This window comes from Arthrobacter sp. TmtSoilC48 (assembly GCF_059739425.1).
Genome location: NZ_AP046049.1, coordinates 3882907 through 3902988, shown reverse-complemented (window position 1 = coordinate 3902988; position 20082 = coordinate 3882907). Strand labels below are relative to the sequence as shown.

Genomic DNA, 20082 nt, shown 5'->3' with positions numbered 1-20082 from the left:
GGGCTTGTGAACAGTTCTTGCCTAGCTGCCTCGATTGTGATCTAAGTCACCCATGTGTGGCCTATGTTACCGCTCGGTGCGGCTAAAAAATGCACAGCATAGAGGTCAGAAGATCGCGATCGGATAACAACTGTGAAGCTATAGGCAACAAGCAATCTTCCACATTCGTGTCACGGTTGAGTTTCGTCTGGGTGAACAAGGGAACTTTCCCTGCCTTGGGCGCGTGGTAATTGGTACCGTGAATTATCACTTAGCCCTTTTTCAGGAGGACACCCGCAATGGCACTTGGCGGAAACCCTATCTTCAACGGAAAGAATTTCCGTGGAGCCAAACAGGCACCGCCTGTTCCGCAAAATCCGTACTCCAACCCGTACGGCCAACAGTTTAACCAGGCACCTGGCCGCGCGCCCGGACAGGTCCTCGACGCCCAGTCAGCTTGGTCCGCTCCGCAGCAGAACATGACCAACGAACAACTGCAGCAGATGTACAACCAGCCTGCAGCAGGACCCGCCGAAACCGGGCGGATGACCTACGACGACGTCATCATGAAGACCGTCGCGTGCCTTGTGGCCCTGGTCGTCGGCGCCGGCATCACGCTCTTTGTGGCTCCGGGCCTGTCCACGATGCTCATGATTGTCGGTGCACTGGGCGGTTTCGTCCTGGCACTGGTCAATACCTTCAAGAAGCAGCCTTCTCCCGCGCTGATCCTGGCCTATGCGGGCCTTGAGGGACTCTTCCTCGGTGGCCTGACCCGGATTCTTGACGGAATGTTCCCGGGCGTGGGCCTCCAAGCGGTCATCGGCACGCTGGCCGTCTTCGGCGTTACGCTGCTGCTGTTCAAGAGCGGTAAGGTCCGGGCAACGCCCAAGATGGTGCGCTTCTTCATGATCGCCACCATCGGCTACGCGGTCTTTGCGCTGATCAACCTCGTCATGATGTGGACCGGCGCGGTCCAGGAACCGTTCGGCCTGCGCACGAGTATCACGATTGCAGGCATCCCGCTGGGTGTCTTCATCGGCATCCTGGCGATTGGCTTGGCAGCTTTCTCGCTCATCATGGACTTCACCAGCATCGAAGAAGGCGTCCGTGCCGGCGCCCCGGAGCGCTACTCCTGGATCGCTGCCTTCGGCCTGACCGTCACCCTGGTTTGGCTCTACGTCGAAATCATTCGGCTCCTGGCGATTCTGCGCGGCGACGACTAAGTCCGCCCGGGTTCAGGAAAATGCCCCCGAAATTATTTCGGGGGCATTTTTTGTCTAAACGGGTTCAACCATGGGCGCCGTCCCAGAAGGCCTCAACCCAGGCGTTCGAAAACAACAGCCATTCCCTGGCCGCCTCCCACGCATAATGTGGCCAGGCCAAGGGTTCCGTCGCGTTCTTTCAAGCCATTGAGGAGCGTAGTGGTCATGCGTGCTCCAGTCATGCCGAAGGGGTGGCCCAAGGCAATGGCGCCGCCGTGGACGTTGAGCTTCTGTGGGTCGATGCCCAGTTCACGGGCGCTGGCAACCACTTGGACCGCAAAGGCTTCGTTGAGTTCCACGAGGTCGATATCGTCAATCGTCAGTCCTGCCAGTGCCAACGCCCGCCGCGTTGACTCAACTGGCCCCATGCCCATGAGCTCGGGTGAGAGGGCTGAAACGGCGGTGGAGACAACGCGCGCGAGCGGTTGTAGTCCAAGCTCGCGCGCACGGGAGTCACTCATGACCAGGACGGCGGCGGCACCATCGTTCAAGGGGCACGCATTGCCCGCGGTTACTGTACCTTGGGGCCGGAAAACGGGCTCAAGGGCGGATACGGCTTCCAAGGTCACTCCTGCCCTCGGGGAGTCATCCTGCTCAACCAGGGTCCCGTCCTTGCGCGTGTATGGTGTGATTTCGCGGGCGTAGAAGCCCGAGGCGATGGCAGCTTCGGCGCGATTCTGGCTCAGCACGCCCCACTCGTCCTGCTCTGCCCGGCCTATTCCGTAGCTGGTGGCCACATTCTCGGCTGTCTGGCCCATGGCGATATAGATATCGGGAAGCCTCCCGCCAAGCCGCGGATCCGTCCAGGGAATGTTCGACGCCGCCCGGGCAGCTGTCCGCTGGGCTGCTGATTCGAAAAGTGGGTTGTGGTTGCCGGCGTCGGTCTGTCCGGCCCCTGCCCAATTCTGGTATCTCGAGACACTTTCCACGCCGGCCGAGACGATCGCGTTCGCTTCACCGGCCTTGATGGCGTGGAATGCCATGCGAAGAGTCTGGAGGCTGGACGCGCAGAACCGGTTGATGGTCGCCGCCGGTACGCGGTCCAGTCCTGCAAGGACAGCGACGACGCGGGCCATGTTGGAGCCCGCTTCGCCGCTGGGTTCGGCGCATCCCAGCAGGATGTCATCAAGGCCGCCTCCATCTTCGGCGGCAGGATCGAAACCTGGAACTTTCGCGAATGCGGCCTGCACCATGGCGGTCGCAAGGTCGTCGGGGCGTTCGTCCTTGAGGGAGCCTTTGAAGGCCCGCCCGATTGGACTTCTGGCAGTGGAAACGATGACAGCCTCAGTCATGGCCCCAGCTTACGCCCGGCATCTGGAATGAAGACGGGCGTAAGCATGGGCGGTCAAGCCAAGCGAAGGGCGCCTGCTGCCGGAGTCACCGTGAAGATGTCAGGGGCGGTAAAGCCGCTCTCAGTGAAGGAACGCACGACGGCGTCGCGCACCTGCTGCTCCCGGCCTACCGGAGTCAGGGCGATGGCAGAGCCGCCGAAACCTCCGCCGGTCATGCGGGCGCCGATCGCGCCGTTGGCCCGGGATGTCTCCACCGCGAGGTCCAGCTCGGGGCAGGAGATCTCGAAGTCGTCGCGCATGGACATATGGCTGGCGTCCAGCAACGCACCAATGCTGGCCGGGCCTTCGCTGTTGAGGGTTTCCACGGTCTGGAGTACCCGGTTGTTTTCGGTGACGACGTGCCGGACCCTGCGAAGGGTTGTCTCATCCAGCAAGCCAGCGGCTTCCTCCAAGGATTCCACGCCGACGTCGCGCAGTGCTTTGACGCCGAGAATTTCGGCACCCAACTCGCAGGAGGCGCGCCTGGAGGCGTAACCGCCGTCGGCGTGTGAATGCGACACCTTCGTATCGATGACCAGCAGGACCAGGCCCGATGCCTCGGCGTCGAAGGGGACAAGGTCAACGTGCTGGTCCCGGCAATCCAGGAACACGGCATGACCCTTGGCTCCGCGCAGTGAAGCTGACTGGTCCATGATGCCGGTGGGTGCGCCGACGAACACGTTCTCAGCGCGCTGGGTGGCAAGCACCAGATCCTCTGCGCCTAAACCTGCCCCTGTGAGGTCGTTGAGGGCGGAAATGACGGCACATTCGATTGCGTGGGAAGACGAGAGCCCGGCACCCAGCGGCACGTCCGAATCGAGCAGCAGGTCAAAACCGGGAACGTCGATGCCACGCTCTTTCAAAGCCCAGGCAACGCCGAGCGGGTAGCGCGACCAACCGTTGCCGGATCCCGGCTCCAGGTTTGAGAGGTCCGCCTCCACCAAGCCGTGGCCACCGAACAGGGACAGCAGCCGCACCGTGGAGTCCGTACGAACCCGAACAGCCACCTTGGCCGTCTTATCAATGGCGAACGGCAGGACGAAGCCCTCGTTGTAATCCGTGTGTTCACCGATCAGGTTCACGCGCCCCGGTGCCTGCCACACGCCGTCGGGAACTGAGCCGAAAGTTTCCTGGAAGCGGGCCGAAAGCACGCTGGTGTCAGTGGTGGTGCTCATGCTCGGGTGCCTTCCAGGGTGTCGGTCAACTGTGTGGTGTCGGCGGCTGCGGCGACATCGCGGAGTCGCTGCGCCACAGCTTCGGGGGTGGTGTCATTGATGAACGCGCCCATGGCTGCTTCGGAGCCTGCCAGGTACTTGAGCTTATCGGCAGCGCGGCGCGGTGAAGTCAGCTGCAGGTGCAACTGGCCGGCGGGGCGCAGGGCCGGGTCCAGCGGTGCCTGGTGCCAGGCGGAGATATACGGCATGGGCGTGGGGTAGAGGGCATCAAGCCGCTTCAGCAGGTCCAGGTAGACGTGGGAGAGCTCGTCGCGTTCTTCACCCGTCAGGGCAGCGAGGTCAGGGACGCTGCGGTGGGGGACCAGATGAATTTCCAGAGGCCAGCGGGCGGCGAAAGGCACGTAGGCACTGAAGTGCTTGGCTTCGAGGACCATGCGGCTGCCATCCTCGCGTTCTGCTTTGAGCAGTGACGCGCCGAGCGTTTCTTTCGCGTCGACGTCGTCGTAGTATTTGCGGGCTATCGCGCCCAGAGTGGCAGCCCGGGGCGTGACGTAGGGGTAGGCGTAAATCTGGCCGTGGGGGTGGTGCAGCGTGACTCCGATATCGGCGCCGCGGTTCTCGAAGGGGAAGACCTGCTTGATGCCGGGCAGGGCACTTAACGCCTCTGTACGTTGCGCCCATGCCTCGATGACGGTGCGGGCGCGGGTCTCTCCCAATTCGGCGAAGGATCCGGTGTGCTGCGGCGTGAAGGCCACAACTTCGCAGCGACCGAAGGCGGGCCCGGTGACCCCGTGGCCGGCGAGTCCGTTGCGGGGGATCTCCGGGATGTCGCCCAGTGCCGGTCCCAGTGAGGGGAATCGGTTTTCGAACACCACGACGTCATAATCCGGGGCGGGGATCTCGGATGGGTTATCAGCAGTGGTGGGGCAGATAGGACATTGGTGGGCCGGGGGGAGGTGGGTGCGGCTTTGGCGATGGGCGGCCACTGCTACCCATTCGCCGGACAGGGCGTCGTATCTGACCTCTCCGGGCTCGCCACGTGCCGGAAGCCCGCGGTGGTCCACCAGCGAGTCCGGTGTGCGCTCGGGAGTTCCGGGGTCGTCAAAGTAGATCAACTCACGGCTGTCAGCGAGGCGGGTGTGGGTCATACGGATCATGGGTCCATCATCCCACAAAGTAATCAAAAACGCATAGTTTCAAACAAAAGTTAACAAGTTGATCCGGGGAAGTGAGCAGGCATGCAGTACGGTATTGCCATGCCTGCCTCTCCGCCCCCTGCATCGTTGCCAGACGCCCAAAGCCCGGCCGAATCAGCACCCCGCCGCTTCGCCACAGGCCGCCAATTCGAGCTTCGGCGGGACGATGCGCTCGCCGTCGTGACCGAGCTTGCTGCAGGCCTTCGGCTGTACTCCCGCGGAGGCGTCCAACTCACCGAAAGTTATGGTGATGCCGAGATTCCGCCAGGCGCCACAGGCATCACGCTCGCCCCGTGGGCCAACCGGGTGGAGGATGGCGTCTGGTACCTCAACGGCAAGAAGCAGCAGCTCGATATCACCGAGGTCTCACGCAACAACGCCAGCCACGGACTTCTCCGGAACACGGGCTACACCCTGGTGGACGAGTCCGAGTTCTCGGTGACACTGGAAGCAACTGTCTTCCCCCAGCACGGATACCCTTTCCTTGTCCGGCACATCGTTCGGTATGAGCTCGACGAAAACCTGGACCTTCGTGTCTCACAGACGATGGTCAACGATTCCCAGGACGATGCTCCCGTGGTCCTGGGCGCCCACCCCTATCTCCGGCTGGGGGAGGTGGCCGCCGAAGATTTGGTCCTGACCGTCAAGGCAGCCACCCGCCTGGTAGCGGACGAGCGATTGATTCCCCGCAGCGCCGCTGAGGTGGAGGGCGATTTTGACCTTTCTGCAGGTCGGGCGCTGGGCAGCTTGGACATTGACGTCGCCTTGACGGACCTGACGTTCGACGACGGTGTGGCCCGCCATACGCTGACCGCGCCGGATGGACGCAGTGTGTCGCTGGAGCAGGACAAGAACTGCCAGTATGTCCACGTGTTCGTCACGGACACCTTCCCTGGGCGATCAAAAGTAGTCGCTATTGAGCCCATGACCGGTCCAGCCAACGCCTTTAACAGCGGGGATGGCTTGCGTTGGCTTGCGCCGGGGGAGACCTTCACCATGGCGTGGGGGATTACCGCCTCCATCTAGGCCACCTGCGCGGCGGGCCGGTTTCCCATACTGGGCGGGCTGCGGAATTATGGGTTCATGACGCCAACACCGGACGCCAAATCACGTTCTGACCGACAAATAGCCCAGGACATTCCCTACGGGGTGCGCATTGCGGCCGCATGGTCGTGGCGCATGGGCCTGATCCTGCTGATGATCGGCGCTCTGGTCTGGCTGCTGGGCAAGGTCAGCTTCCTCATCATTCCGGTGATGGTGGCGGCCCTCCTGGCCGGACTCCTCTACCCGGTGGTGCTCTGGCTACGGAAGCGGAATCTGCCCAACGGTGCGGCGGTGGCCATCACAGTGTTGGGTTTCATCGGGGTTATCGGGGGTGCCCTTGCGCTGGTCGGCAGGCAACTTGTCTCAGGATTCGGGGAGCTTTGGACCGAGGCGCTGACGGGAATCCAGCAGATCCAGGACTGGCTGTCTGCCGGCCCCCTGCACCTGACAGCAGACCAAATTGACCAGTACATTTCCGACGGCGTCACAGCCCTGCAGGACAACAGCAGCAGCATCCTTAGCGGTGCCCTGTCCTTTGGCAGCACGGCCGGACACTTTGCCGCCGGATTGGTCCTGGCCCTGTTCATCCTGATCTTCTTCCTGCTCGAAGGCAGCCGTATCTGGGGCTTCCTGGTCCGGCTCCTGCCCAAGACAGCCCGAAGGGCCGCTGATGGTGCAGGACGGCGCGGCTGGACCTCCATGGTCAGCTATGTGCGGATTCAGATGTTCGTTGCCTTCGTCGACGCCGTGGGCATCGGAGCCGGTGCCGCGATCATCCAGGTTCCGCTCGCGCTTCCGCTTGCAGTCCTGGTGTTCATTGGTTCGTTCATTCCCGTGGTGGGTGCGCTGGTCACCGGTGCGATCGCCGTCCTGCTGGCCCTTGTGGCGAACGGACCCGTGAATGCGCTGATCATGCTGGCCATCGTCCTGCTGGTCCAGCAGCTTGAAAGCCACATCCTCCAGCCGCTGGTCATGGGTAAGGCTGTGGCCCTCCATCCCGTGGCAGTGATCCTTTCGGTAGCTGCCGGATCCTATCTCGCGGGCATTCCCGGAGCATTGTTCGCAGTTCCGCTGCTCGCCGTAGTAAACACGGCGGTTCGCTACATTGCCGGCCGGACGTGGGAACATGATGAAGGATTGGGCGCGGCCGAGCTGCAGCCTGGAGACGCATCGTCGGAAACTGATGGCGACTCCAACTTCAAGGAAGTCCACCTTCCTGGAGCCGGATCCCGCAGCGGCAGCAGCGCTGCCGGCAAGACCAAGGCCGCAGATAACACCTCCGTCCAGGAGCCTGCAGTTGACACCAACAAAGGAGAATAGTCAGTGAATACCCTCGATACCCTGCCCGTCACGCTGGACGATGTCCTCAAGGCGCAGGAGCTGCTCGAGGGCATTATTACGAAGACTCCAGTGGAGTCGTCCCGTGCGCTGGGCAGCCTCGTGGGCGGCAATGTCTTCTTCAAATGCGAGAACCTGCAGCGTGCCGGATCCTTCAAGGTCCGTGGCGCCTACGTACGGATGGCACGCCTGACTGATGCCGAGAAGAAGCGCGGAGTGGTGGCTGCCTCTGCAGGCAACCACGCCCAGGGCGTAGCCGTAGCCGCAAAGAGCCTTGGCATCAACGCGCGCATCTATATGCCGCTCGGTGTCGCGCTGCCCAAGCTTGCTGCAACGCGCAGCCATGGCGCCGAAGTCATCCTTCACGGCCACAACGTGGATGAGGCTTTGGCTGAAGCCCAGCGCTACGCCAACGAAACAGGCGCAGTCTTTGTGCACCCCTTTGACAACGTGGACGTCGTCGCCGGCCAGGGCACCATCGGACTGGAGATCCTGGACCAGATCCCCAACGTGGACACCATCCTCATGGGCGTCGGCGGCGGCGGACTGCTTGCAGGCGTCGCAGTGGCCATCAAGGCACGGGCCAAAGAGCTCGGCCGCGAGATCCGGGTCATCGGAGTGCAGGCCGAAAATGCGGCCGCTTATCCTCCGTCCCTCGCTGCGGACGCCCTGGTGCCGCTGAAAAAGGTTTCCACCATGGCTGATGGCATCGCCGTAGGCCGGCCGGGGCAACTTCCTTTCAGCATCATCCGCGAGCTCGTGGACGATGTTGTGACCGTGAGCGAGGATTCCCTTGCCCGGGCCCTGATCTTCCTGCTGGAACGGGCCAAGATGGTCGTGGAGCCGGCAGGCGCGGTGGGAGTAGCCGCCCTGATGGATGGCAAGATCGAAAACCCGGGGAACACCGCCGTCGTGCTTTCCGGCGGCAACATCGATCCGATGCTGATGCTCAAGGTCATCCAGCGCGGTCTGTCGGCGGCGGGCCGGTTCATGACGGTTCGAATGATGCTGGATGACCGCCCGGGCTCACTGGCGACGATCGCCCGAATCATTGCCGAAAACGACGCCAACGTCACAGGCCTGGACCACACGCGCCTGGGTGGTTCCATCAGCATGGGCGATGTCTCCATCACCATCAACCTGGAAACGAAGGGCCACGAACATGGCGAGCAGGTCCTCGGCGCCTTGAGGGCCGAAGGCTTCCAGCCGATCGTGGTGCACTGACGGGAGTCGCGGACATGGTGCTCGAAACGCCTGATGGATCCAAGGCCGAGGCCAAGGAGACACTCGCGGGCCGAGCCAAGGGCGGCCTGCTGTTCATGGGCAGCTTCGTGATCCTGCTGTACGTCATCGAGTTCCTGAACACGCTGATGAGGCATGGCCTTAACGGTACTTTTGGGCTTCGTTCCCGCAGCATGGACGGAGTGCTGGACATCCTGACGTTCCCGCTGCTGCACGCGAACCTCAACCACTTGCTGTCCAACACCCTGCCCCTCATCATCTTCGGTTTCCTGGTTTTCCTGGCCGGTATCAGGGTCTTCCTCACAGCCTTGGCCTTCAGCTGGCTGGGTTCAGGCCTGATGGTATGGCTGATTGGTGGAGGAGGAGTCACGGTGGGAGCGTCGGGGCTGGTGTTCGGGTTCTTCGCGTTCCTGCTGGTCAGGGGATTCTTCAACAGGAACTGGTGGCAGATTCTGCTGTCCGTGGTCCTCTTCATGGCGTACGGCAGCATCCTCTTCGGGGTGCTGCCCACCGTCATGGGCTTTATTTCGTGGCAGGCCCATTTGGGCGGAGCCTTGGGAGGGATTGTCGCGGCCATCCTGTTGCGTCCCAAGTCCAAGCTCGCAGCATGAGCCAACTAGGTCGCAGCAGAGCGCGTTTTGAACGCCCAAAACGCGCTTAACTGCGACCTAGTTGGGGAGGCAGGCACGAAAAACGCCGGCCCACCCTGCGAAGGGGTGGACCGGCGTCGGGCTTTTTGGCGCTGCTTAGGCGACGTACGGCTTGGCGGAAACGATCTCCACCGGAATTTCCTTGCCGTTGGGGGCGGTGTAGCTGAGCTTGTCGCCCTCCTTATGGCCGATGATGGCGGCACCCAGCGGAGACTTCTCGCTGAAGACATCGAGGTCGGAGTCGCCGGCGATCTCGCGGGAGCCGAGCAGGAACGTCTCTTCGTCCCCGGCGATGCGGGCAACAACCAACATGCCAGGTTCTACGATTCCGTCATCGGCAGGAGCTTCGCCCACCTGGGCATCGCGCAGGAGCGCGGTGAGCTGACGGATGCGGGCTTCAATCTTGCCCTGCTCTTCCTTGGCTGCGTGGTATCCGCCGTTTTCCTTGAGGTCGCCTTCCTGGCGGGCGGCTTCGATCTTCTGGACGATTTCCGCCCGGCCAGCGCCGGAAAGGTGGTCCAGCTCAGCCTTCAAGCGGTCGAAAGCTTCCTGGGTAAGCCAAGCTGCTGTGGCGCTGTTGGTGGTAGACACGGATTTCTCCTCTTGATCTGACAAAGCAAAGACCCCGCCGAGGTGGCCACTCGTGAAACTCAGTAACCAACTTAACGGGGTGAAGGTTTCATCCATTGTAGTAAATCCTCTGGACGAACCCAAACTGGTTGAGTTGTGGGTCACACGATTGTTATTTCCCGCTGTCCACGATCCAGCAATTATCCACTACTCCTGAGACGGCAGGGGACTCGGTTCTCAACACTGTGCGTTGGATTGTTGTGCTGCCGCCATCGGCACCGTCCTTGGGGTCATTGGGGCCGATCTCAACCACTTTCCAGCCCACCACCGCAAACTTGGAATCCATGGCCTTCACGGCGCATTTGGCCGTGGCTCCCGGGTATTTAGTGACCTGGTAATCTACCTCGGCCCGTGTGCCATCCACGGTGCTGTAGCCGATGTCCTTGAAGGTCACGGGGGCTTGTGCTGAGGACGTTGCCACCCATGCTGCGAACACAATTCCAAGGACCAGGGCCACGATGACGATGTTCCGCTTCGATGTGCGGGTCAGGCCGCGCTTTTGACCACCGTAGCGATTGGCTAGGCTGTTGCTTGCCGGTAGTTCGTTGGCCAATTGGTCCTCTGAAGTCACCTATCCAGTTTAGTGCGGATCCCGGCGCCTCCTGCACAGTCCTGATTTTGCACCATCCATGAAAGAGGAGCCGTCAAGTGACAGCGTCCAGCAGTTCCGAGCAGCAGCTGCGGCTGCTCGCCGTCCACGCTCATCCGGACGATGAATCCAGCAAGGGTGCAGCCACCATGGCGATGTATGCCGCTGCAGGAGTAGACGTCATGGTCGCTACCTGCACTGATGGATCCAGGGGGGATATCCAGAACCCTGGCATGGTGGACGCTCCGCACCCCAAGCGCGACATGGCAGGTGCCCGCCGCTTGGAAATGGCTAGTGCGGCCGCCGTGCTTGGGATTCGGCAGCGATGGCTTGGCTTTGTGGACTCCGGCCTGCCCGAGGGCGATCCCCTTCCACCGCTTCCCCCGGGATGCTTTGCCCTGCAGCCATTGGAGCGTGCCACGGCACCGCTGGTCCGTCTGGTCCGCGACTTCAAGCCGCACGTCATCATCAGCTATGACGAAAACGGTGGCTATCCGCACCCGGACCACATCATGGCCCACAAGGTTGCCGTCGAGGCGTTTGAGGCAGCGGGTGACGCCGCGCGCTACCCGGGAACAGGGGAGCCGTGGGCGCCCAGCAAGCTCTACTACGACCGTGCCTTCAGCCCGGAGCGCTTCCGCGCGCTGCACTTTGCGCTGGAGGAGGCTGGGCTGCAGTCGCCCTATGCTGAGCGGCTGGCGGCATGGCTTGAGGCAGACGCCGAAGGCCACACTCCTCCTGCTCCCGCGCACCAGACCACCACGCAAGTGGACTGTGGCGATTTCTTCGAGGCCCGCGATGACGCTCTTCGGGCGCACCGGACACAGATCGATCCGATGGGTTTCTTCTTTGCGGTCTCACCTGACCTGCAGCGGAAGGTATGGCCTTGGGAGGACTACACGCTGATCAAGTCCAGGGTGTCCACCGATCTGCCCGAAAAGGATCTGTTTGCGGGGATAAGATAGGTGTTGCCACCAGTTTCTATCGTTTGTAGAAATCGGCGGCGGCCATCGAACAGCCCAGTTCCACGCTGAAGCCAGTCGACATGCATCAGCTCCCATAGAAGGTTTGAACGTGCACCACTTGATCCTCGCCTTGACCGTCAGTCCGTCGCCGGACCCCACCGGGACGCTGCGGCCTGGCCTGTCCGAGGACCAGGTGACTCCCGGAACCTGGGGCTTCGTCCTCACGGCCTTCATCGTGATCCTCACGACGTTCCTCATCGTGGACATGGTTCGCCGTATCCGCCGGGTTAGGTACCGTGCGCAGGTTGAGGCGGCGCGCTTGGCTGCGGAAGGCGGAACGCTTGATAGTGCGGGCGGCGACGCCGGCACCACGGATGAGAACGGCGATGCCGCTCCCGGAAGCCGCTAACCCACGCGGAAACAACTGGCCCGGGGCTGCGAATGTCCTGGGTTCGGAGCCCTCTGCCTATTTGCGCCAACACGCAGGTAACCCGGTCTTCTGGCGTCCTTTCGGCGACGAAGCGTTTGCCTTTGCCGCTGCCCGGGATGTCCCCGTCTTCCTCTCCATCGGATATGCGGCCTGCCACTGGTGCCACGTCATGGCCCATGAGTCCTTTGAGGACCAGGAAACTGCGGACTACCTCAATGCGCACTTCGTGCCCGTGAAGGTGGATCGCGAAGAACGGCCGGACGTCGATTCCGTCTACATGACGGCCACGCAGGCCATCAGCGGTGAGGGCGGCTGGCCAATGTCCGTTTTCCTGACGCCGGAGGGCCTGGCCTTCCATGCGGGCACGTACTTCCCGCCCGTGCCCTTGCCTGGCCGGCCGTCCTTCCGGAATGTGCTTGAAGCGGTCCATGAGGCGTGGGTTGAACGCCGCGAAGCTGTTGAACAGAACGCGAGGGGACTGGCCACGAACATGGCCAACGCCCAGCTGTCCTCTGCCGTTCGGCTTGACGGGCCGCCCGAGGTGGTGGATGCCCAGCTACTTTCAGATGCGGTAAGGGTTTTGGCCCGCTCTGAAGACCCCGACGCCGGTGGGTTCGGCAGCGCTCCCAAGTTTCCGCCGTCGGCGGTTCTTGAGTTCCTGATCCGCCACGCCGCGGCACTGTCGGAGACTGCGGAGGATGCGCAGGACATGGCTGGGCGTGCGCTGGCCGGGATGGCACGTTCGGCATTGTGCGACCAGCTCGACGGCGGTTTCGCCCGGTACTCGGTCACGGCGGATTGGTCCGTGCCGCACTTCGAGAAGATGCTCTACGACAACGCCCAGCTTCTGCGCGTCTATGCCCACTGGGTGCGGCTTGGAGGCAATGAGGTGTTCCCGGCTGAGGAAGCTGCGGAGGTAGCGTCCAGGTGCGCGGACTGGATGCTGGCTTCGCTGGGGCTGCCTGGGGGTGGCCTGGCTTCGTCGCTGGACGCCGATACGGTGGTGGACGGTGCCCACCACGAGGGGGGATCGTACCTCTGGACGCCGGGGTCGTTGCATGAGGTCCTCGGCCCCGCTGATGGCCAGGACGTGGCCCGCATGATGAATGTTGGCGCCCAGGGGACCGTCTCGGAATTGGGTTCGCCGCTGCATCCCGGACGGCCCTTATCCGCCTCAGAGTCCAGGCTCTGGCAGCGGGTGAGGCCTGCACTCCTGGCTGCCCGCGATCTCCGGAACCAGCCTGCGCGGGACGAGAAGGTCGTGGCCGGCTGGAACGGGCTCGCGATAGCGGGCCTTGCCGAGGCGGGAGGCGTATTGGACCGCCCGGATCTCGTGGCTGCCGCCGGGGAGGTTGCTGCCTATCTTGAGAGGGTGCATTGGAATGCCGAAGACGGGCTGCTGGTCCGGGTCTCGCACGATTCCAAGGCCCGTGGCATCGGGGGACTCCTGGAAGACTACGCGTTCTGCGCAGAGGGCCTGTTTTCCCTGTACTCGGTTACGGGGACAAAGCACTGGTACCGTCTTGCGGAACAACTCATCCGGGCCGCTGAAACGCGTTTTGTGGACGACGGACACCTTGCTGATTCGGCGGGGGAGTCAGCGCAGGTGTTCAACGCCCAGGGGCAGCGTGCTGCCCTGGATCCGTTCGACAATGCCACGCCCAGCGGGGCAGCCGGGTTTGCCGGGGTACTGCTGACGTATTCGGCGTACTCGGGCTCGCACGCGCACCGGCTCATGGCCGGGAACATCCTGGGCCTGCTCCCTCCGCTGGCCACACGCGCACCCCGGGTTGCCGGTTGGCTCCTTGCTACGGGGCAGGCGGCGCTGGCGGGTCCGGTGGAGGCCGCCATCGCTGGTTCCGACTCATCCCTGCGGCAGGAACTGCACGGCGCGCTCTTGAAGTCCGCCAGCCCGGGCATGGTGGTTGCCGTGCAAATGGACGACGCCGGGTCCCCGGCTGGTGAGGGTGAGGTTCCGTTGCTGATTCATCGCACGGGTGCGCCAGATGGCTCGCCACAAGTGTATTTGTGCCGGGATATGGTGTGCGGGAGGCCCGTGGGGACTGTCGCCGAGGTGCAATCCATGCTGGCGCGGATGGCCTCCGGCGCTAGCTGAGGACGGCCATCATGATGGCAACGAAGTGGGCCGCGAACGCCAGGACAGTGAAGGCATGGAAGAGTTCGTGGAACCCAAAGTGCTGGACACTGAAATTCGGCTTCTTGATGGCGTAGAAGACCGCCCCCGCGATATAGAGGGCGCCGCCGATGCAGATGAGCGCGGCAGAGGAGGCGTTCGCTGTGAAGAACTGGGGGAGGTAGAAGAGCGCCCCGCAGCCCAGCGCAATGTAGATCGGGACGTATAACCAGCGCGGAGCGTCGGTCCACAGAACCCTGAACAGCACTCCGGCTATGGCAGCGGACCAGATAATCCACAGCAAGGTGACGGCCTGGGAGCGCTCCAGAAGCGACCAAGCCAGCGGCGTGTAGCTTCCGGCGATCACCAACATGATGTTCGTGTGGTCCAGGCGCTTGAGCACCAGCCTGGTCTTCGGGGACCAGTTACCGCGGTGGTAAACGGCGCTGACACCGAACAGCAGGACGCCTGTTACCGCATAGATCGTGGAGGTGATTTTTCGGTCGGTTGTGGGGGCAAGCGCCACCAGGACGATTCCGGCCGCGAGGGCGAAAGGGGCGGCGACGGCGTGGATCCAACCGCGCCATGCGGGCTTGATAGTGAGCAGCTCGGCCATCATTAAAGAGTAACCTCCGCTCCGGTAAGTTACTGAAGAGTAAGTCTGGCTGAATGTGAATGCGACCCGGCCCTGCACCTGCGAGGCAGTTCGGGAAGGTAGCCTTGGATGTGCGCCGTCGTCGTAAAAGCAAGGAAGTCAGGTGAGAGTCCGGTGGAGCTGCCCGGTTTCCTCTATGGCTTCTACGAGCGCCAGCTCCTTCGCTCCCTGAAGCAGGACCGCATCCCCAGGCACATCGGTGTCATGGTGGATGGCAACCGCAGGTGGGCCCGCCAGTTCAATGCGCCGACAAGCCAGGGACACCAGGCTGGCGCGGACAAAATCCACGAATTTCTTGGCTGGTGCCAGGAGCTTGGCGTCAAGGTAGTGACGCTGTACATGCTGTCCACAGACAACATGAACCGCTCCGGCGAAGAGCTTGACCTGCTCATGGGCATCATCGCCAACACCATGGACCGGCTGGACGAGAATGAGGACGTCTCCGTGCACGCCATGGGTGCGCCAGAGCTTTTGCCGGACTACTTGGCCGAACGCCTGAACAAGCTAACGGCCCGCACTCCGGTCCACGAAAAAATCCATGTGAACGTGGCAGTGGGCTATGGCGGGCGGCGTGAAATCGTCGATGCCGTGAAAGAACTCCTCCGCGACGCCGTCGCCAAGGGGCGGACCATGTCCGACGTCGCAGATGAACTTTCGGTGGACGACATCTCAAGGTTCCTTTACACGCGCGGCCAGCCGGACCCGGACCTGGTCATCCGCACGTCCGGTGAGCAGAGGCTCTCCGGATTCCTGATGTGGCAGAGCGCCTACAGCGAGTTCTACTTCTGCGAAGCCCTCTGGCCCGCATTCCGCAAGGTCGATTTCCTCCGGGCGCTCAGGGACTATGCCGGGCGCCAACGCCGCTACGGAACCTAGGTGCGCTTCGGTTCACCAAAATTTTACGATCCGGACATGCGACTTGCCGATGACACATTACGGAAATGAATGTGCCGAGGATTACGTTAATCCCATCAGCAGGCAAAACCGCCCGCTGATCGGGGAGGCCAGTAGATGGAGCGAACTATCGCACCAGTTACATGGGAGGCCACGCCCGGCCTTCCGGCCGAGCCGCTTCACCATTAGGCCGGGCGACCGCCCGGGGCTGGAGTCGATGTGGCTATTTCTGAGCAACTGCCCGCAATGGTTTCCGACGGGGAAAGTGCAGCTACCTCTCGCGCCAAGAGGGTCTCACAAAAAGCGCGGACCGCACCATCCGCCACAGGCCGCAGCTATGTGATCGATACATCCGTCTTGCTCTCGGATCCGCACGCATTGCTGCGCTTCGCTGAGCACGAAGTCATCGTCCCGATCGTGGTCATCAGTGAACTGGAAGGCAAACGCCACGATCCCGAACTCGGGTATTTTGCCCGCAAAGCCTTGCGCCTCCTGGACGACCTCCGCATTGAACATGGCGGACTGGACCACGCAATACCTATCGGTGCCGACGGCGGCATGCTCCGGGTAGAGATGAACCACATTTCCACGGAGGTCCTGCCCGCAGGCTTCCGTGGAGGCGACAATGACAGCCGCATCCTGGCGGTAGCCAAGAACCTGGCCAACGAGGGCCACAACGTGACTGTGGTGTCCAAGGACCTCCCCATGCGTGTCAAAGCCTCGGCCATGGGATTGCACGCAGACGAATACCGCAACGAACTGGTCAAGGATTCCGGCTGGACCGGCATAGCCGAAGTGGAAGCCAGCGAAGACGAGATCACCACGCTTTACGGCCACGAACCCGTTTTCATCCCTTCCGCCGCTGAACTTCCCGTCAATACCGGGCTTGTCCTCCTGTCCAACCGTGGCTCCGCACTGGGCCGCGTAGGGGCCGACAAGCAAGTCCGGCTCGTCAAAGGCGACCGCGATGTCTTCGGCCTGCATGGCCGTTCGGCGGAACAACGGCTCGCCATCGACCTCCTCATGGATCCCGCAGTGGGCATTGTCTCCATCGGTGGACGGGCGGGCACCGGCAAATCAGCCTTGGCACTCTGTGCGGGCCTCGAAGCCGTCCTGGAGCGGCGCGAACACCGCAAGGTGGTCGTCTTCCGGCCCCTGTACGCTGTAGGCGGCCAGGAACTTGGATACCTGCCCGGGTCTGAATCGGAAAAGATGAACCCTTGGGCGCAGGCCGTGTTCGACACCCTGGGAGCGTTGGTCAGCCAGGAAGTCGTGGAAGAAGTCATGGACCGCGGCATGCTCGAAGTGCTGCCTCTCACCCACATCCGCGGACGCTCACTGCACGATGCCTTCGTGATCGTGGACGAGGCCCAGTCCTTGGAGAAGAACGTCCTCCTGACGGTGATGAGCCGCATCGGCCAGAACTCCAAGATCGTCCTCACCCATGACGTCGCCCAGCGCGACAACCTCCGTGTCGGCCGGCACGACGGCGTGGCCGCCGTCGTCGAAACCCTCAAGGGACATCCGCTGTTTGGCCACATCACCCTGACCCGGTCCGAGCGGTCGCCGATTGCGGCCCTGGTGACGGAACTCCTAGAAGGGGCCGAAATCTAACCCCATCGACCAGGTGCCATAGCGGCGAAGGCCAGGCATCCTCTGCGTGCTAGCTCGTTCCTCGCTTTTGACGCACGCTGCCGGATCCCTGGCCTTCGCCTTGTCAGGCGGCCCGCCGGAAGTTGCTAGATGGCTATGTATTGGGAAAAGGCTTCGTGGCCGTGGACTTTTAAGGTCCAGTTGGGGCGGTTGAAATTTTCCGGGGTGAGGCGGACTCTTTGGACTTCCTCGACTTTGTCGCCCCAACCGTCGCGGACGAGGCCGTTGAGTTCGTAGCCCAGACTCAGGGAGACGCCCAGGGATTGCTTGTTCCAGACGGCAGCCTCGGACTCCGCAACTTCCGCTTTCAGGTAGTCGAAGGCATAACTTACGACGGCGGCGCGCATCTCTTTGCCGAAGCCCTGGCCTTGCGCGGACCGCTTGAGCCAGGAGCCCGTGCCCACGGTCTTTAGCGTCTTGAAGTTCTTGGCGCCAATGTCCTGAACGCCCAGGAAGTCGTCGTTGTGCCAAACGCCAAGGAGGAGGGTCCAGGAGTCAGGCGTGAATCCGGCCCTGCAGCGCCAGTACCACTGGGCCATGTTGGGAGCGAGTTCGTCGTCCGGGAGTTCTGCCCACGGCGTGCTGAACGGGCTCTTGCCGGGCTCATGGACGCCGGAACGGGCGGCCGCGACGGCAGCCGGGATATCGGCGTCGAGAACTGGACGGAGAGTCAGCCGGGGCGTCGTGAGCGTGAGTCCGAAGGGCGGCCAGATTTCCGTGAGCGTGGTCATCGGTGCAGCTTAGCCCGGCTGTCGAGGGCATGCGAGTCACAGGGCTGGTGCCAGCCTCATGAGTGGTGAACCCGCTATTCCGTTGTTGGCCAACCAAGGAATAGCGGGTTCACGACGTTTGCGGATCCTGGGGATGTCAGGCTGCTGGGCCGATGTCCCAGGAGATATGGCGCCGAACGTCGGTCAGGTTCATTGATTCGGCAAGGAAAAGATCGTCCAGCATGTATTCGTCAACGGCCAGAATCTTCAGCCAATGACCTTTGCCGGCCGTATCGCCGTCCAGGCTTTGGCTGGCCACGCAGACGCCCGTCCCGGCATCCACGCGGATCAGCGTCCGCCCCGGGTGGGCCAAAGGTTGGGAAGGATCCAAGGGCACGTAGGTCCGGCCACGGGTAACCACCGTTTCCAGAGCCAAGCGTCCCTCATGGTCAACTTCCCGGGGCTCTTCCAGGGATACGGGATTGGAATCCGGGAACTCCAGCGGGACGGGCGCATTGCCGGCAAGTTCCACCGGATCCAGTGCTGCAGCCAGCCGTCCGTTGCCGAAGGACGGTTCGCCGTAGGCCGCCTCCGGGCGCCTCCGGACCAAGCCAGCGCCATCATAGACCGGGGTCACCAGGTGGGCAGGAAGCAACCATGAGCGTCGCGTCGCACTGACGTAGAAGTCGTCCCGGGAATCGTTGATACCCGTCGTGCTGTGCAGCAGCTTTCCGTCAGGAGTCTCCAGCCGCAGCGCGCCGGGCCGCCTGAGCCATGCACGGACCAGATTGGCGCCCGTCCCAGGCCGTTCGAGGTACTCGAAACGCAGACTCGTCCATTTCCACGGGGAAGAACGGCAAAGGTTGCGGAATGTGGAGGACAAGTCCTGCTGTTGCCCGTTGTTGCCGTTGGCCGGGCCAAAACCTGTTCCGAAACCTGATCCACCTGCACTGTATCGGCCCATATCCACAGTTTACCTACGCGTTCAACCCGGCCCTTTGAGCAATCCGGGATAGCATCTGCAGGGTGATCCGACGACTCGCCGACCTCTGGGACGCCAGCCCACTGGGCTTCTGGCTGGTGGTTCTTGCCTGTGCGTACTTTGTGGTGATGGCCGTTCGCCTGACCATTATTGATATCCGGAGCCATCTGCTGCCGAACCGAATTGTCTTTCCCTCGTATGCGGTGGGCGGGGTACTGCTGCTGGGCGCTGCTGTCCTGGTGTTCTTTGGCGGCCCGGATGCTGCGCTGGATGCCTCGATGTTCGGTATCCCCGGGCTAGGAGTGCTGGCCGGTGGCGGCGTGCTGTGGCTGTTCTACTTCCTGCTCCGCCTGGTCTATCCCCCCGGTATGGGGTTTGGGGATGTGAAGCTGGCCGGAGTGCTTGGGCTCTACCTCGGCTACCTTGGGTGGGCCCATGTCTTCGCCGGCACCTTCGCTGCTTTCTTGCTCGGCGGGTTGTGGAGCCTGGTGATCCTTGTGTCCAGGCGCGGAACGCTGGGTTCGGCCATCCCGTTCGGGCCCTTCATGCTCGCAGGAGCCTTGGTGTGCATGGTGCTTTTGCCTGCTTGATTCTTCCAGTCGCACCCGCAGCCAACTGCGGCCGAACTGCAACGCTTCCCGTATTCTCAGCGTTCACCGGGCTGCGGCATGCTTAGCCCAGATGGTTTGATCGCTCAGGAACGCCTGAAGGGGGCCAGGGTGCAGCGGAGTGGATTTTGGCCCGTTCCGGGTGTCACAGTGGCCTGCGCATTGCTGCTCTCCGGATGCGGGCAATCGGGCAACGTTCCCGGTGCAACCCCCGGGCCCAGCATTCAACCGCTCATAACCCAGAAGCCGGAGCCTTTCTGCGAGGGCGGTCCGCTGGGTTGCTCCACGTTTACGTCGGTACACGGAAGCGATGCCACCGGAGATGTAGCCTGGCTCGGCACACGACCGCTGCAGATCAGCGCGACGCATATCAACGGGGCATGGACCCTACTGGTGAAGACGCCGTGCAACGTGCTCAATGTGGAAATCTCGGTCCAGGACGATACCTGGGCCATGCGCTCGATGGCCGCCTCTGCCATGGGCTGCCCGGAGCTTGAGGGCAGCTACAACGCCTGGACCGCCAAGCTCTTCGAGCAACCTGTTCAATGGAAACTCAATGGCGGCGTGCTCACGTTGAGCAACCCGCATGCCACGATCGAATTGAAGGAAAGCTAA

At 62.6% G+C, this 20082-nt stretch carries 20 protein-coding genes; 12 read left to right on the top strand and 8 right to left on the bottom strand.

Annotated elements, in window-relative coordinates; genetic code table 11:
• The first annotated feature begins 278 nt into the window (after positions 1-278).
• Positions 279-1202, top strand: coding sequence for a Bax inhibitor-1/YccA family protein (locus AC6I97_RS17965; protein ID WP_224091585.1), 924 nt, complete (start codon positions 279-281; stop codon positions 1200-1202).
• 92 nt (positions 1203-1294) lie between these two features.
• Here the strand turns inward: AC6I97_RS17965 and AC6I97_RS17960 are convergent, their stop codons facing one another.
• Genes AC6I97_RS17960 through galT form a run of 3 tightly spaced genes read right to left on the bottom strand, consistent with a single transcriptional unit; the run spans position 1295 to position 4904 of the window.
• Complete coding sequence (locus AC6I97_RS17960) at positions 1295-2533, bottom strand: acetyl-CoA C-acetyltransferase (RefSeq protein WP_497945737.1); 1239 nt, start codon at positions 2531-2533, stop codon at positions 1295-1297.
• Between the two features lie 53 nt (positions 2534-2586).
• Positions 2587-3747 (bottom strand): galactokinase, encoded by a 1161-nt coding sequence (gene galK / locus AC6I97_RS17955; protein WP_497945733.1) that lies wholly within the window; start codon positions 3745-3747, stop codon positions 2587-2589.
• Positions 3744-4904: a galactose-1-phosphate uridylyltransferase gene (galT, locus tag AC6I97_RS17950; RefSeq protein WP_224166814.1), complete on the bottom strand. Its 1161-nt coding sequence runs from the start codon at positions 4902-4904 to the stop codon at positions 3744-3746. The genes galK and galT overlap by 4 nt, the downstream gene beginning before the upstream one ends.
• Positions 4905-4985: 81 nt before the next feature.
• Here galT and AC6I97_RS17945 point away from each other — a divergent pair, with 81 nt between their 5' ends.
• The 4 genes from AC6I97_RS17945 to AC6I97_RS17930 are packed head-to-tail and all read left to right on the top strand — an operon-like array spanning position 4986 to position 9178.
• A complete protein-coding gene (locus AC6I97_RS17945) occupies positions 4986-5969 on the top strand; it encodes an aldose 1-epimerase family protein (RefSeq protein WP_497945731.1) in 984 nt (327 codons plus the stop codon).
• 57 nt (positions 5970-6026) lie between these two features.
• Entirely contained in the window at positions 6027-7307 is a 1281-nt protein-coding gene (locus AC6I97_RS17940) for an AI-2E family transporter (protein ID WP_224166816.1), read from the top strand.
• 3 nt (positions 7308-7310) lie between these two features.
• Complete coding sequence (gene ilvA / locus AC6I97_RS17935) at positions 7311-8549, top strand: threonine ammonia-lyase (RefSeq protein ID WP_224091594.1); 1239 nt, start codon at positions 7311-7313, stop codon at positions 8547-8549.
• Positions 8550-8563: 14 nt separating this feature from the next.
• A complete protein-coding gene (locus AC6I97_RS17930) occupies positions 8564-9178 on the top strand; it encodes a rhomboid family intramembrane serine protease (protein WP_497945730.1) in 615 nt (204 codons plus the stop codon).
• 135 nt (positions 9179-9313) lie between these two features.
• On the opposite strand, the gene greA is transcribed toward AC6I97_RS17930, so the two are convergent.
• Positions 9314-9808: a transcription elongation factor GreA gene (greA, locus tag AC6I97_RS17925; protein WP_216924913.1), complete on the bottom strand. Its 495-nt coding sequence runs from the start codon at positions 9806-9808 to the stop codon at positions 9314-9316.
• Between the two features lie 151 nt (positions 9809-9959).
• Positions 9960-10418: a DUF4307 domain-containing protein gene (locus AC6I97_RS17920; protein WP_309927469.1), complete on the bottom strand. Its 459-nt coding sequence runs from the start codon at positions 10416-10418 to the stop codon at positions 9960-9962.
• A 77-nt stretch (positions 10419-10495) separates the two neighbouring features.
• On the opposite strand from AC6I97_RS17920, the gene mca reads away from it, so the two are divergent.
• The 3 genes from mca (at position 10496) to AC6I97_RS17905 (ending at position 13947) form a co-directional block, all read left to right on the top strand.
• Positions 10496-11401 (top strand): mycothiol conjugate amidase Mca, encoded by a 906-nt coding sequence (gene mca / locus AC6I97_RS17915; protein WP_497945729.1) that lies wholly within the window; start codon positions 10496-10498, stop codon positions 11399-11401.
• 109 nt (positions 11402-11510) lie between these two features.
• Positions 11511-11810, top strand: coding sequence for a hypothetical protein (locus tag AC6I97_RS17910; protein WP_497945727.1), 300 nt, complete (start codon positions 11511-11513; stop codon positions 11808-11810).
• Complete coding sequence (locus AC6I97_RS17905; RefSeq protein ID WP_497945726.1) at positions 11788-13947, top strand: thioredoxin domain-containing protein; 2160 nt, start codon at positions 11788-11790, stop codon at positions 13945-13947. Before AC6I97_RS17910 ends, AC6I97_RS17905 begins: the two co-directional genes overlap by 23 nt.
• On the opposite strand, the gene trhA is transcribed toward AC6I97_RS17905, so the two are convergent.
• Positions 13940-14581: a PAQR family membrane homeostasis protein TrhA gene (trhA, locus tag AC6I97_RS17900; RefSeq protein ID WP_497947178.1), complete on the bottom strand. Its 642-nt coding sequence runs from the start codon at positions 14579-14581 to the stop codon at positions 13940-13942. The genes AC6I97_RS17905 and trhA overlap by 8 nt on opposite strands.
• 108 nt (positions 14582-14689) lie before the next feature.
• Here trhA and AC6I97_RS17895 point away from each other — a divergent pair, with 108 nt between their 5' ends.
• Positions 14690-15496 (top strand): isoprenyl transferase, encoded by an 807-nt coding sequence (locus AC6I97_RS17895; protein ID WP_224091617.1) that lies wholly within the window; start codon positions 14690-14692, stop codon positions 15494-15496.
• A 237-nt stretch (positions 15497-15733) separates the two neighbouring features.
• Positions 15734-17128 (top strand): RNA 5'-3' helicase PhoH2, encoded by a 1395-nt coding sequence (gene phoH2, locus AC6I97_RS17890; RefSeq protein WP_224091618.1) that lies wholly within the window; start codon positions 15734-15736, stop codon positions 17126-17128.
• Between the two features lie 125 nt (positions 17129-17253).
• Here the strand turns inward: phoH2 and AC6I97_RS17885 are convergent, their stop codons facing one another.
• Positions 17254-17898, bottom strand: a complete 645-nt coding sequence (locus AC6I97_RS17885; protein WP_497945719.1) for a GNAT family N-acetyltransferase — start codon at positions 17896-17898, stop codon at positions 17254-17256.
• A 136-nt stretch (positions 17899-18034) separates the two neighbouring features.
• The gene (locus AC6I97_RS17880; RefSeq protein ID WP_497945718.1) at positions 18035-18841 is read right to left on the bottom strand and encodes a hypothetical protein; all 807 of its coding nucleotides are present in this window, start codon (positions 18839-18841) and stop codon (positions 18035-18037) included.
• 62 nt (positions 18842-18903) lie between these two features.
• On the opposite strand from AC6I97_RS17880, the gene AC6I97_RS17875 reads away from it, so the two are divergent.
• A complete protein-coding gene (locus AC6I97_RS17875; RefSeq protein WP_497945716.1) occupies positions 18904-19449 on the top strand; it encodes a prepilin peptidase in 546 nt (181 codons plus the stop codon).
• Between the two features lie 129 nt (positions 19450-19578).
• Positions 19579-20082, top strand: a complete 504-nt coding sequence (locus AC6I97_RS17870; RefSeq protein WP_497945712.1) for an META domain-containing protein — start codon at positions 19579-19581, stop codon at positions 20080-20082.

What these genes read in the sequence shown, in the direction of transcription:
- AC6I97_RS17960 (WP_497945737.1), bottom strand. Translation starts at nt 2,533, where the DNA reads ATGACTGAGGCTGTCATCGTTTCCACTGCCAGAAGTCCAATCGGGCGG.
- AC6I97_RS17930 (WP_497945730.1), top strand. Translation starts at nt 8,564, where the DNA reads ATGGTGCTCGAAACGCCTGATGGATCCAAGGCCGAGGCCAAGGAGACA.
- AC6I97_RS17905 (WP_497945726.1), top strand. Translation starts at nt 11,788, where the DNA reads ATGCCGCTCCCGGAAGCCGCTAACCCACGCGGAAACAACTGGCCCGGG.
- AC6I97_RS17940 (WP_224166816.1), top strand. Translation starts at nt 6,027, where the DNA reads ATGACGCCAACACCGGACGCCAAATCACGTTCTGACCGACAAATAGCC.
- trhA (WP_497947178.1), bottom strand. Translation starts at nt 14,581, where the DNA reads ATGGCCGAGCTGCTCACTATCAAGCCCGCATGGCGCGGTTGGATCCAC.
- galK (WP_497945733.1), bottom strand. Translation starts at nt 3,747, where the DNA reads ATGAGCACCACCACTGACACCAGCGTGCTTTCGGCCCGCTTCCAGGAA.
- AC6I97_RS17895 (WP_224091617.1), top strand. Translation starts at nt 14,690, where the DNA reads ATGTGCGCCGTCGTCGTAAAAGCAAGGAAGTCAGGTGAGAGTCCGGTG.
- AC6I97_RS17945 (WP_497945731.1), top strand. Translation starts at nt 4,986, where the DNA reads ATGCAGTACGGTATTGCCATGCCTGCCTCTCCGCCCCCTGCATCGTTG.
- galT (WP_224166814.1), bottom strand. Translation starts at nt 4,904, where the DNA reads ATGATCCGTATGACCCACACCCGCCTCGCTGACAGCCGTGAGTTGATC.
- AC6I97_RS17885 (WP_497945719.1), bottom strand. Translation starts at nt 17,898, where the DNA reads ATGACCACGCTCACGGAAATCTGGCCGCCCTTCGGACTCACGCTCACG.
- AC6I97_RS17965 (WP_224091585.1), top strand. Translation starts at nt 279, where the DNA reads ATGGCACTTGGCGGAAACCCTATCTTCAACGGAAAGAATTTCCGTGGA.
- AC6I97_RS17880 (WP_497945718.1), bottom strand. Translation starts at nt 18,841, where the DNA reads ATGGGCCGATACAGTGCAGGTGGATCAGGTTTCGGAACAGGTTTTGGC.